This is a genomic window from Roseovarius sp. ZX-A-9 (genome assembly GCF_028369135.1).
Taxonomy (GTDB): Bacteria; Pseudomonadota; Alphaproteobacteria; order Rhodobacterales; family Rhodobacteraceae; genus Roseovarius.
Genome location: NZ_JAPWHW010000015.1, coordinates 15,414 through 27,471, shown reverse-complemented (window position 1 = coordinate 27,471; position 12,058 = coordinate 15,414). Strand labels below are relative to the sequence as shown.

General features: G+C 66.3%; 14 protein-coding genes. 7 read left to right on the top strand and 7 right to left on the bottom strand.

Features of this window, described 5'->3' with window-relative positions; genetic code table 11:
- The first annotated feature begins 7 nt into the window (after positions 1-7).
- From O3306_RS14780 to plsY, 4 genes are all read left to right on the top strand, one after another.
- Complete coding sequence (locus O3306_RS14780) at positions 8-436, top strand: hypothetical protein (RefSeq protein WP_272008687.1); 429 nt, start codon at positions 8-10, stop codon at positions 434-436.
- A complete protein-coding gene (locus O3306_RS14775; RefSeq protein ID WP_272008685.1) occupies positions 433-957 on the top strand; it encodes an aspartate carbamoyltransferase catalytic subunit in 525 nt (174 codons plus the stop codon). Before O3306_RS14780 ends, O3306_RS14775 begins: the two co-directional genes overlap by 4 nt.
- 122 nt (positions 958-1,079) lie before the next feature.
- Entirely contained in the window at positions 1,080-2,369 is a 1,290-nt protein-coding gene (gene pyrC, locus O3306_RS14770; RefSeq protein ID WP_272008683.1) for a dihydroorotase, read from the top strand.
- The gene (plsY, locus tag O3306_RS14765) at positions 2,369-2,974 is read left to right on the top strand and encodes a glycerol-3-phosphate 1-O-acyltransferase PlsY (RefSeq protein ID WP_272008681.1); all 606 of its coding nucleotides are present in this window, start codon (positions 2,369-2,371) and stop codon (positions 2,972-2,974) included. Before pyrC ends, plsY begins: the two co-directional genes overlap by 1 nt.
- A gap of 51 nt (positions 2,975-3,025) precedes the next feature.
- Here the strand turns inward: plsY and O3306_RS14760 are convergent, their stop codons facing one another.
- Positions 3,026-3,799 (bottom strand): inositol monophosphatase family protein, encoded by a 774-nt coding sequence (locus tag O3306_RS14760; protein ID WP_272008679.1) that lies wholly within the window; start codon positions 3,797-3,799, stop codon positions 3,026-3,028.
- Positions 3,786-5,132, bottom strand: coding sequence for a TldD/PmbA family protein (locus O3306_RS14755; RefSeq protein WP_272008677.1), 1,347 nt, complete (start codon positions 5,130-5,132; stop codon positions 3,786-3,788). The genes O3306_RS14760 and O3306_RS14755 overlap by 14 nt, the downstream gene beginning before the upstream one ends.
- 134 nt (positions 5,133-5,266) lie before the next feature.
- Here O3306_RS14755 and O3306_RS14750 point away from each other — a divergent pair, with 134 nt between their 5' ends.
- The gene (locus tag O3306_RS14750) at positions 5,267-5,659 is read left to right on the top strand and encodes a GFA family protein (protein WP_272008676.1); all 393 of its coding nucleotides are present in this window, start codon (positions 5,267-5,269) and stop codon (positions 5,657-5,659) included.
- 52 nt (positions 5,660-5,711) lie between these two features.
- Here the strand turns inward: O3306_RS14750 and O3306_RS14745 are convergent, their stop codons facing one another.
- A complete protein-coding gene (locus tag O3306_RS14745) occupies positions 5,712-7,232 on the bottom strand; it encodes a DUF2125 domain-containing protein (RefSeq protein WP_272008674.1) in 1,521 nt (506 codons plus the stop codon).
- 138 nt (positions 7,233-7,370) lie between these two features.
- Here O3306_RS14745 and O3306_RS14740 point away from each other — a divergent pair, with 138 nt between their 5' ends.
- Both O3306_RS14740 and O3306_RS14735 read left to right on the top strand, forming a co-directional pair.
- Positions 7,371-8,129 carry an SDR family oxidoreductase gene (locus O3306_RS14740; protein WP_272008672.1) on the top strand — a complete coding sequence of 253 codons (759 nt, stop codon included), beginning with the start codon at positions 7,371-7,373 and terminating at the stop codon, positions 8,127-8,129.
- Positions 8,126-8,734, top strand: a complete 609-nt coding sequence (locus O3306_RS14735; RefSeq protein ID WP_272008670.1) for an enoyl-CoA hydratase/isomerase family protein — start codon at positions 8,126-8,128, stop codon at positions 8,732-8,734. The genes O3306_RS14740 and O3306_RS14735 overlap by 4 nt, the downstream gene beginning before the upstream one ends.
- 27 nt (positions 8,735-8,761) lie before the next feature.
- Here the strand turns inward: O3306_RS14735 and O3306_RS14730 are convergent, their stop codons facing one another.
- The 4 genes from O3306_RS14730 to O3306_RS14715 are packed head-to-tail and all read right to left on the bottom strand — an operon-like array spanning position 8,762 to position 12,050.
- Positions 8,762-8,950 (bottom strand): DUF2783 domain-containing protein, encoded by a 189-nt coding sequence (locus O3306_RS14730; protein WP_272008668.1) that lies wholly within the window; start codon positions 8,948-8,950, stop codon positions 8,762-8,764.
- Between the two features lie 3 nt (positions 8,951-8,953).
- A complete protein-coding gene (locus tag O3306_RS14725; protein ID WP_272008666.1) occupies positions 8,954-10,588 on the bottom strand; it encodes an FAD-dependent oxidoreductase in 1,635 nt (544 codons plus the stop codon).
- A complete protein-coding gene (locus O3306_RS14720) occupies positions 10,588-11,103 on the bottom strand; it encodes a DinB family protein (RefSeq protein ID WP_272008664.1) in 516 nt (171 codons plus the stop codon). Before O3306_RS14720 ends, O3306_RS14725 begins: the two co-directional genes overlap by 1 nt.
- Positions 11,100-12,050 (bottom strand): MBL fold metallo-hydrolase, encoded by a 951-nt coding sequence (locus tag O3306_RS14715; protein ID WP_272008662.1) that lies wholly within the window; start codon positions 12,048-12,050, stop codon positions 11,100-11,102. The genes O3306_RS14720 and O3306_RS14715 overlap by 4 nt, the downstream gene beginning before the upstream one ends.
- Positions 12,051-12,058 lie beyond the last annotated feature (8 nt).

The following is a 12,058-nucleotide window of genomic DNA, read 5'->3' as shown; positions in this document are numbered from 1 at the left end:
CCAGGGCATGACGCCTACCACGCCGCTGGAGGATACCGAGCGGGTGCAGCACAGCTTTTACCCTGACCGCGCCACCTATTACCGCGATCATGCCTGGCTGGCGGCGGCGGCAATGGCCATCGGCATGCTGGTGCTTTGGGCCATCGGCAATCCGCATGTCTGGACCGGGGCAGTGGGCGGTCTGGCCGCCGTGGCGGTGCGCACGCTCTATGTGGCCTCTGACGAACTGGCGGCGCGCTGGGATCTGACCGACCGGCGTCTGCTGGGCCCGGCCACACGCGCCGTGCGGCTGGCGGATATCCGCGAGTTGCGAATGTTCGGCAGTGCGGTGCAGATCGTGACCCGCGACGGTGACAAGCATCTGCTGAAGTACCAGGCCGATCGCGCCGCGACCCGCGACCGGATCAGGGCCGCTATGACGGAGGGCACCCTATGAACACACAGGGCGACTGGGCCGGGATACTCGACCCGCGTGAGACGATCCTCTGGCAGGGCCGCCCCGATCCCGGGTTCGTGCTGCGGCCCGCCCAGATTGGCGTGGCCCTGTTTGGCCTGGCGTTTTCCGCCTTTGCGATGTTCTGGATGATCATGGCGTCGCAGGCGCCGGGCGGGTTCTGGATGTTTGGCCTGATCCACTTTTCCGTGGGCGCGGGCATCATCGCCTGGGCATTCTTTTGGGGGCCTTACTCCCGCAGGCATATCTGGTACACGCTGACCGACAGGCGCGCCTTTATCGCCACCGATCTGCCGGTGGTCGGCAAGCGGCTGAAATCCTATCCGATCACCGAGGACACGGTGCTGGATTTCGAAAGCGGCGACCTGAGCACGATCATCTTTCACGAAGAGCGCAAGCGCGGCAAGAACGGGCATTATACCGTCAGGATCGGGTTCGAACGGATCCACGACGGCGCCAAGGTGTATCGCCTGATGCGCAATGTGCAGGAGCGCGAGGCATGACCGATCCGGCACCGACGATCCCCTGCGCATATCTGGCTCGCACATCTGCCCGAAAAGCGGCATCAGATGTTCAGGCCCCCCGCGCCCTGGCGCGACAGACCATGAAACAAAGAGTTGCCTGAATGACCCGCACCCTGATCACCAATGCCCGCCTGATCGACCCCGAAGGCGCCACCGATACCCTCGGCGCACTGCTGATCGAGGATGGCCTGATCGCGCAGGTCTATTCCGAAGGTCAGCCCCAAGGGGTGCCGAGCGACGCGCGGGTGATCGACGCGGGCGGCAAATGCCTCGCTCCCGGCATCGTGGATATCGGGGTGAAGGTCTGCGAGCCCGGTGAGCGGCACAAGGAAAGCTATCGCTCGGCGGGTCTGGCGGCGGCGGCGGGCGGTGTCACCACCATCGCCACGCGCCCCGATACAATGCCCGCGATCGACAGCCCCGAGGTGCTGGAATTCGTGGCCCGCCGCGCCAATGAGGCGGCCCCGGTCAACGTGCTGCCGATGGCGGCGCTGACCAAGGGCCGTGCCGGGCAGGAGATGACCGAAATCGGCTTCTTGATGGATGCGGGCGCGGTTGCGTTTACCGATTGCGATCATGTGGTGCGCAATACCAAGGTGTTCGCCCGCGCGCTGACCTATGCCCGGTCGCTGGGCGCGCTGGTGATCGCGCATCCGCAGGATCCGGGCCTGAGCGAAGGCGCGGCGGCCACGTCGGGCAAGTTCGCCTCGCTCTACGGTCTGCCGGCCGTGTCGCCGATGGCCGAACGGATGGGGCTGGACCGCGATATCGCGCTGCTGGAAATGACCGGCGCGCGCTATCACGCTGACCAGATCACCACCGCGCGCGCCCTGCCCGCGCTGGAGCGTGCCAAGCGCAACGGGCTCGACATCACCGCGGGCACGTCGATCCACCACCTCACGCTGAATGAACTGGACGTGGCGGGGTATCGCACCTTCTTCAAGGTCAAGCCGCCGCTGCGCTCGGAGGATGACCGGCAGGCGGTGATCGCGGCGCTGCGTGACGGGCTGATCGACACGATCAGTTCGATGCACACGCCGCAGGACGAAGAAAGCAAGCGCCTGCCCTTCGAGGAGGCGGCCAGCGGGGCGGTGGCGCTGCAGACGCTGCTGCCTGCGGCGCTGCGGCTCTATCACTCGGGCGATCTGGACCTGCCGGTGCTGTTTCGCGCGCTCAGCTACAACCCGGCGAAACGGTTGGGCCTGAATTGCGGGCGGCTGGCACAGGGCGCGCCCGCCGATCTGGTGCTGTTCGACCCGGACGCACCGTTCATCATGGACCGGTTCAAACTACTGTCGAAATCCAAGAACACGCCCTTTGACGAGGCCCGCATGCAAGGTAAAGTGCGGATCACATTCGTTGCAGGCACCCCAGTCTACGAGGCCCCCTGATGCCCCCAATCGAGACCGCCACCGGCATTTTGCTGCTTTGGGCCGTGCTGGGCTACCTGATCGGCTCTGTTCCGTTCGGCATGGTGATTGCGCGCGCCATGGGGCTGGGCAATCTGCGCGACATCGGGTCGGGCAATATCGGCGCGACCAACGTGCTGCGCACCGGCAACAAGCGCGCGGCCCTTGCCACGCTGCTGCTGGATGGCGGCAAGGGGGCCTTGGCGGTGTTGCTGGCGCGCTGGCTGACGGGCGAGGATGCGGCGCAACTGGCGGGGCTCATGGCCATTCTCGGGCATTGCTTTCCCGTCTGGCTGGGTTTTCGCGGCGGCAAGGGGGTAGCGACGTTCCTCGGCCTGCTGCTGGCGCTGGCGTTTCCGGTCGGTGTGGCGTGCTGCGGGACATGGCTGGTGGCGGCGGCAGCTTCGCGCATGTCGTCCTTTGCGGCGGTCACGGCGGCGGCGACATCGACGATCTGGATGCTGTTCCTGGGCTCCGGCCAAATGGTGATCATGGGCGGAATCCTGACCTTGCTGATCTTTATCCGGCACAAGGACAACATCCGCCGCATCCGCGCCGGGACCGAGCCGAAGATCGGGAAAAAGTGATCCCCTGCGGGCAGCAATAACGGGTGACGCGGCAGGATTTTGCGGGCGAGGTTACGCCAGCGCGCCGATGAGTGCGCTGTGCAGCGCTGGCCCCGCCGCGACGATACCACCCACCTGCGGCACCGCGTTGTTGAACCGCAAGACACCGCCGCGCCGGTCCGACACATGCGCCCCAGCCTCTCGCAGGATCAGGTCGCCCGCCGCCACGTCCCATTCCCAAGTCGGGCGCAGCGTCAGCATCGCGTCGAACCGTCCTTCGGCCACGCAGGCCAGCCGGTAGGCCAGCGACGGGCGGTAGACGCGCGAAAAGGCGGGAACCGGAATGCGCCAGTTTTCGGGGGCGTAGGTCGGCTTGGCGCCCAGCACCGACGCGCCGTCCAGCCCGGCCTGCGCGCTGACCCGGACCGGTGCGCCGTTCAGCGTCGCCCCCTGCCCGGTGGTGGCGGCATAAAGCTTGTCCTTGCGGGGCAGGTAGATGACGGCAGCGGTGACGACCCCGCGATGCGCCACGGCGATGGAATGCGCCCAGGAGCGCGAGCCTTCGATGAAACTGCGGGTGCCATCTATCGGGTCGATGATAAAGACATGCTCGGCATCGAGACGGCCCGGTTCGTCCTCGCTCTCTTCCGAGAGCCAGCCATAGTCCGGGCGGGCGCTGCGCAGGATCCGTTCCAGCACATCGTTCACCGCGATATCCGCCTCGGTCACGGGGCCGGCGTTATCGGGCTTGTCCCAGCGCCGCGCGCTCTCGCCTGCATAGCCCTTGGCAACCTCGCCCGCTTCGCGCGCGGCCTGTTGCAACAGTTCCAGATCACGCGCCGGCAAGCGTCAGCCCCTCGACCAGAAGCGACGGCACCACCGTCGAAAGATGCGCGCGCGCGTCATTGGCCGGTGTCATGCGCTGCAAAAACTCGGGCAGGCTGCCCGCGATGGTGCATTCATTCACCGGATAGGCGATCTGCCCAGCCTCGACCCAGAAGCCGGACGCGCCGCGCGAGTAATCGCCCGTATTGGGGTTGATCGTGGAGCCGATCATCGACGTGACCAGCAGGCCAGTGCCCATCTGCGCGATCAGGTCATCGCGGCTGGCCTCTCCCTGGGTCAGCGCGATATTCCAGTGACCGGGCATGGGCGGGCCGGACAGCCCGCGCTTGGCATTGCCGGTGGGCGCCATGTCCAGTTGCCGCGCGGTGGCGAGGTCCAGCGTCCAGCCGGTGAGCCTGCCCTCATCGACGATCGCCCGGCGGCGTGTCGGCAAGCCTTCAGCATCGAACGCGCCAGAGCCGCGCACCCGCACTCGGTGCGGATCCTCGACCAGCGACAGCGCGGCGGGCAGCACCTGCTCGCCAAGCCGCCCGCGCAGCCAAGAGGCTCCGCGCGCCACCGCCGTACCGCTGGCGGCGCTCAGCAGATGGCTGATCAGCGAGGCCGCGACGCGTTCGTCAAACAGCACCGGATAGGCCCCGGTGGGCGGTTTGCGCGCGCCGACACGTTCGACCGCACGGGCCCCGGCACGCTGGCCGATATCCTCGGGCGTGCGCATATCGGCGGCGAAGATGCGGGCATCGCCGTCGCTGTCGCGCTCCATCCCACTGCCGGTGCCGGCGATGGCCGTGGTGCCGACATAGCTGCCTGTCCGGGCATAGCCCGCCGAGAAGCCGTTGCTGAGCGCCATGTAGAGCCCGCGGGTTTCATAAGCGGCGGTGGCCGATTGCGCCTGTGTCACGCCGGGTACATCCAGCGCCGCGGCCTCGGCGCGACAGGCAAGATCCTGTAGCGCGGCGGGCGTCGGTTCGGGCGCGGGATCGGCCAGTTCCAGCACGTCCATGTCCCAGCCGGTTGCCAGCTGCGAAGGCTCGGCAAGGCCGATATAGGGGTCCTCGGGGGCTTCGCGTGCCATGGCAACGGCGCGTTCCGCCAGAATGGTGATCGTTTCAGGCCGCACATCCGAAGACGAGATGCTGGCCTGTCGCTGACCAACCAACACGCGCAGGCCCAGATCGACCGCCTCGGCGCGTTCGGCGTGCTCCAGCACCCCGCCGCGCACTTCAACAACGTTCGAGCGGCCTTCTGCGACGCGCGCATCGGCGGCATCGGCCCCGGCACGGCGTGCGGCATCAAGCATCATCTGGGTCAGGTCGGCATGGGAATGGGTCATTTTCTGCTCCGCTTTGTTGTCAGACGTAGTCCGCACTCCGCACAGGTGCAAGGGCAGCAAGCCACGCCGCGCTTGACGCAGGGGCCGCAGGCTGCTGCACTGGGGCGCAGCGAAGGCAAAAGAGGGGGAAGCAAGTGGCAGAAACCTACCTTGGCGGGTGTCTGTGCGGCAATGTGCGCTTTGCGGCGACCGGCCCGGCGGGCAGCCTGCATACATGCGCCTGCACCATGTGCCAGCGCCACAGCGGCGCGCCGATCACGGCATGGGTGGAATTTCCGGCGCAGGCGGTCACATGGACCGGCCCTGGTGGCGCGCCGCGCCTGTGGCGGTCCTCGGCCGGGTCAAGCCGGGCGTTTTGCGGCAATTGCGGCAGTTCGCTGGGGGCGGTGGATGACGCGCCGGTGATCGCGCTGCTGCTGGGGGTCTTCGACCAGACAGGCCGCGCAGAGCTGGCCCCGCAATCGCAGTCCTTTCGCGCGCAGGCGCCCGATTGGCTGCATGTGGATCTGGCACCCCCGCGCCCATGAAAAAGCCGCCGACCCGATCGGGCCGGCGGCTGATGTTCGGCAGGTTGGCAGTTTACTTCAGCCGTTGACCATTGGCCAGAATGCCGCCGGTATCGGTGAATTCGATCTTGGATTTCAGCGTATCCTCACCATCGCCCGGCACTGCGAACAGGCCCAGCATCATCCGCGCACCCATCGCCTGATCCTCGGGGACAAAGCCCATCGCGACCAGTTTGTCGAGCAGCCCGTTGCCACCCGCGAGCGCCAGATTGACCTCGCCGATCGGCTTGGGGAAGCCTTGGTAAGTGGCCAGATCGGTGTTGTCGAAGGTGAAATCGCCCGTTCCTTTCAGATCGGCGCCGACCACGCTGACCGTCAGATCGTTCAGCTTGAGCGCGTTCAGCTCGCCTGGCATCTCTTCGCCGCTGCCTGCGGCTTCCATTGCTTCGGGATCGAGCAGGTCGAAAAACAGCTTGGCCGCGCCCGACACATCAAACGCGATGGTGGCGGGATCGCGCGGCAATTGGCCTGACGGATCGAAAATCCCCCAGATCATGTCGCTCATGGTGAAATCGCTCAGCACGAATGCCAGACCGAAATCCTGCTCTTCGTCGCTCTTGGAGACAGGCATCAGCAGGTCAAAGCCGAACTCGGCCATCGCCATCGCCACGGGGAAGGGAATTTCGCCGCCCATCATCTCGAACGACAGCTCATCATACCCAACGCCGTACTTGATGCCCGCCTCGCTTATGGAGACGATGAACGAGCCACCCTTGCTGCTTGTCTTGCCCTGGGTGACGTCGCCGCGATCGCTGAAGTTGAAGTTCATCTGGCCGGGGCCGAACTCGTATCTGCCATCAACCGCAAAGCCGGCTTTGACCGCCTCGGCCATGTTGTTCATGTCCAGTTCGAGCGGGAGGTTGGTTTCGGCCTCCATTGCCAGGCTGGCGGTGCCGCCCTTGACGACGAAATGCGACTCGCTGTTGTCGGGGTCCTTCATGTCGACCGCATAGGAGACGGCCCCGGCCAGGATTTTCTGCACGTTGCTGCGGATATTGCCTGTGGTCATCCGCGAGGAGCCCGAGACATTGGCCATCTCGAACTCGGCGGTGCCCAGTTCAATCGTCTCGCCTTCGGCCTCGATACCAGTGAGCGCGAGGCCGATGGTGGCCGCCGAATAGGTGTAGGTCATGTCGGTGGGATCGCCCGCAACCACCATGTTCCAGCCCTGCGTGAGATAGTCCAGCCCCACCTTGAACGCCTCGTCGCCATCACCGACAACCGTTACCGGCATCTGTGCGGGAACGGAAATCGCCACCGTGCCATCGCCATTGTCGGAAAACGTTATTTCGGACAAGGTGATCGTCAGCGACATGTCTTCTTCGGGGACCGGAAAGGTCATGGCCACGTTCGACACCTTCAGGTCGCCGCCGCTTTCGCTTTCCTCGGCGGTCACGTCATAGCCGAAACCGTCCATGTAGGACTGCCAGTCGTCCCAGACCTGTCGTGCTGTTACATCGGCGAACGCCGTGCTGCCCGTCATCAAAATTGCCGTTGCAGCAATGGCGCCGCCGATATGTCTATAAGTGCCCATTATGAACCCTTCTGAAAAAAATAATCCCGAACAGCTTCGGCTCATATCCCCTCAGGGTCAAGTGGGCTTCTGGCTGGACGCCGACGGGCCCGGCGGATACGACGGGGCGGACGCGCGCGCAGAAGGAGACGGCAGGCCATGACGGACAAGACCATGACAGGCAAAACGGTGCTGATCACCGGGGCGAGCCGGGGCATTGGCGCCGCCGCGGCGCAGGTCTTTGCCGATGCGGGCGCGAACCTGCTGCTGCTGGCGCGCAGTGGCGAGGCCATCGCCGCGCTGGCGCGCGAGATCGGCCCGCAGGCCCGCGCACTGCCCTGCGATGTCAGCCGCGCCGACGACATGCAGAAAGCGGTGCAGACCGCGCAGGACACGTTCGGCAGTGTCGATGTTCTGATCGGCAATGCCGGGGTGATCGAGCCGATCGCGCCCTTGGCCACATCGGACCCCGAGGCATGGGGTCGGGCGATCGATATCAACCTCAAGGGTGTCTATCACGGCATGCGCGCGGCGATGCCGGTGATGCAGGCCGCAGGCGGCGGCACGATCCTGACGGTTTCATCCGGCGCAGCCCACAGCGCGCTGGAGGGGTGGAGCGCCTACTGCGCGTCCAAGGCAGGGGCCGCGATGCTGACGCAGAGCGCCCATCTGGAAGGGGCCGCCCACGGGCTGCGCGTGATGGGTCTGTCCCCCGGCACGGTGGCAACGCAGATGCAGCGCGCAATCAAGGCCAGCGGCATCAACCCGGTCAGCGAACTGGATTGGTCCGACCATATCCCGCCCGACTGGCCCGCACGCGCGCTGCTGTGGATGTGCAGCGCCGCGAGCGACGGCTATCTGGGGCAGGAAATCTCCTTGCGCGACCCGGATATCCGGCAGCGGGTCGGCCTGATATGATCGGGCTGGATAAATCCGATGGCGTCTGGACCGTCACGATCAACCGCCCGGACAAGGCCAATTCACTGACTGAGGCGATGCTGACCGATCTGGCCGATATCGCGCAGGACGCCCAAGAGGCTCGGGTTCTGATCCTGACCGGGGCCGGCCATGTGTTCAGCGCCGGCGCCGATCTGGAGGCGGCGCGCAAAGGGCTGGCGACCAGCCCCGAATGGGAACGCCTGTCGGGCGCGATTGCCGCCCTGCCCGGCCTCAGCATCGCCGCGCTGAACGGGACGGTCGCGGGCGGCGCGATGGGCATGGTTCTGGCCTGCGACCTGCGCATCGCGGTGCCGGACGCAATGATGTTCTACCCGGTGATGAAGCTCGGATTTCTGCCGCAGCCGTCGGACCCCGCGCGCCTGTCGGCCCTCGTCGGTCCGGGGCGGGCCAAGCTGATCCTGATGGCCGGGCGCAAGATCGACGCACAGACCGCCGGGCGCTGGGGGCTGCTCAACGCGCTTTGCGCGCCGGAAGCATTGATGACGACCGCCCATGCGCTGGCCGCTGACACGCTGGGCGCCACGCCAGAGCACGCCGCCGCGATCAAGGCGATGATCCCCTGATCCCTGCCCGGTCGTGAATATGCGCTGCTACTTCTCGCGCGCCACCTCCAGCGCCTGACGCAGCACGGCGCGGTCGCCCACATGGTTCGCCAGGATCAGGATCAGGCGCGCGTTCAGGGCGTCGCTCTCGGCTTTGGTCAGACCGTGATGCGCCGCCAGCAATTCGTCATAGAACCCGTCGGCATCGTCGATATTGGGATCCAGGATCAGGGGCATGGTCTATCCTTTCAGGGCAATGGCACGGCGCAGCGCGGCGGTGATGGCTCCGGCCTGTGCATCCGGCCAGCGCGCGACCACATGCTGATCGGGACGGATCAGGTAGACCGCCTGCGCCGCAGCGCCCAGATAGCGCGCCGCCAGCGCGCCGGTTGGATCATCCGTGGCACAATCCAGCGCCAGCCTGTGCAGCGTGATCCCCTCCATACCGGCCAGATCGGGCAGCGGCGCATTGAGCCCCAGCAGCACGAATTCCCCCGGCAACCGATCCAGCAGGAAACCATCCGCCAGCGGCGCATCGACACAGGCCGCGCCGGGGCGGGTGCGTGCCGGGCCGTCTGTCAGCGCATCCGCTCCGGTCAGCGGCAGGTCGTCATAGACGCAAGGCTCTGACAGACGGCCCGAATTGACGAAGGACCGGGCAAAGGCGTGGCGTCGCGCCAGCCCAAGCACGGCGTCGCGGAAGATCTGGCTGATCTCGCTCTTGGGCGTCAGGAAATCGGTGGCGCGGGTGGAGTGCAGGATGTTCTCGTCCGCCCCGGACCCGCGTTCCTGACAATAGCTGTCCAGCAGCGTATCGGGGGCCTGCCCGCGGATCACCAGATCAAGCTTCCACGCCAGATTGTCGGCATCCTGAATGCCCGAATTGGCACCGCGCGCCCCAAAGGGCGAGACCTGATGCGCCGCGTCACCGGCAAACAGCACCCGGCCATGCCGGAACCTGCGCATGCGGCGACACTGGAACGTATAAACCGAGGTCCAGTCGAGATCATACTCCACCCCCGGCCCCAGCATCGCATCGACCCGTGCGCGCACCTTCTCCGGGGCCAGCTCCGCAGCACGGTCGATGTCCCAGCCGATCTGGAAATCGAGCCGCCAGATATCATCGGGCTGCTTATGGAGCAGCGCCGATTTCCCGGCGCCCTCGAAGGGCGGCGCGAACCAGAACCAGCGTTCGGTCGGGAACCCGGCAGTCATGCGCACATCCGCAATCAGGAAATTGTCCTCGAACACGCGGCCCTCGAATTCCAGCCCCATGAAATCACGGATCGACGAATGCGCACCGTCGCAGGCGATCAGCCAATCGGCCTCGAGAGTATAGGCGCCATCAGGCGTCGTGACCTCCAGCGCCGCGTGATCGGCCTCTTGGGTCATGGCGGTGACACGGTTGCCGCCGCGCAGCTCGATCGGTGCGCCTTCGGCCTGCGCGGTGCGGATCGCATCCACGAGGAACCGCTCGAAATACGGTTGTTGCAGGTTGATGAAGGCCGGGTTGCGGTGTCCGGTTTCCGGTTGCAGGTCAAACTCGAACACCTGATGTTCGCCGTGAAAGACCCGCCCGACATTCCACACCACGCCCTTGTCCAGCATCGGCGTGGCCGCCCCCAGCCGGTGGGCGATCTCCAGCGTGCGCTTGGCAAAGCAGATGGCGCGGCTGCCCTGGCCCGCGCCTTCGTTGTCGTCCAACAGCAGCACCGGCGTGCCGCGCCGCCCCAGATCGAGCGCCAGGGCAAGGCCCACGGGCCCGCCGCCGACCACCACGACGGCATGCCGCCGCGCGGGCGCGTCCTGATCCGGCACGCGGGCATAGGGGTAAAGCCGAAACGACACGGGATCAGCGCGCAGCCCCGGCCCCATCAGTCCTGCCAGCGTTGCGCCGACGGGACGCGGCCATAGGCGAGGTGGAAATCATCCAGTTGCGGCGGCGCGATTCCGGCGCTGTGCAGTTGCACATGCGCCTGCCCGCGATGATGCACCTGATGCTGGAAGAGATGCAGCAACACCGCATCCACACGCTCGGCCACCGGCCCGCCATCGCGCAGGGTCGTGCAAGTATCGGTCAGGGCATCGGCATCCAGTCTGTCGCAGAGCGCGATCAGCCGCGCGTCCTCTGCCGCCTGTGCGGCGGCAAGGGCGGCCACATCGGTGATCTCTGGCGCGTCGATCGCGCTGTAACGGAGCGGCGCACCTTCGAGGGCTGCGATGTAATAGCGATCCACCAGCAGGATATGGTTCATTGTCGCCGCCAGCGAGCCAAAGAAGCCGGGGCGCAGGGCTGTGAAATCACCCGGCCCCAGCGCCCGCAACGCGGTGTAGAACACCCCGTTTGCCCAGGCGTTGTTGCGCGCCATGCTGCTGTAGGGCGCGCTCATCCCTGTAGCGCCGCCCACATGTCCAGATCGCGCTGCGCCGTCCAGATGCGGGGCGTGTCGATGCCGCGCGCCTCGTCATAGGCGCGGGCAACGTTGAAGGGCAGGCAATGCTCGTAGATCGCGTAATCGGCAAACTTGGGGTCGCAGGCTGCGCGCACGCCATCCCATGCCTCTTTCAGCGTGCCGCCCCGTGCGGCCACCCGCGCGGCCGGCGCATAGGTGGAGGCCACGAAATCGCGGGTGCTGGCAATCGCGCGCGCCACCGCATCCTTGCCGACAAGCGCGCCGCCGCGCCCCGGCGCGATGGCGTCCACATCGAAGGCGGCGATATTGTCCAGGGTGTCCTGCCAGTCGTGGAAATGCCCGTCGCCGCAATAGCAGGCCGAGCGGTCCTCGACGATATCACCGGTGAACATCACGTTTTCGTCGGGCACGTGGATCACGATATCGCCCGCCGTATGCGCCCGGCCCAGATGCATCAGGTCCACCCGGCGCTTGCCCAGATAGACGGTCATGGCGTCGCTGAACGTGGTCGTGGGCCATGTCAGACCCGGAATGCTCTCGTGCCCTTCAAAGAGACGCGGGAACCGCTGAAACTCGCTGTCCCAATCCTCTTGGCCGCGCTCTGCCACCATCGCGCGGGCCACGTCGGACATGATGATCTGATCGGCACCATAGGCCGAGGCGCCCAGCACGCGCACCGCGTGGTAATGGGTCAGCACCACATGGCTGATCGGCTTGTCGGTGACGCTGCGCACGCACTCGATCACCTTACCCGCCAGACGCGGGGTCGCCTGTGCCTCGACGATCATCACGCTGTCGTCGCCGATGATCACGCCGGAATTCGGGTCGCCCTCGGCGGTGAAAGCCCAGAGGCCCGCGCCCACCTCGTCAAAGGTGATTTTCTTTTCACTCAGGTCGCCTTGAGATGCGAATGCCTTGGCCATGTCTGTTC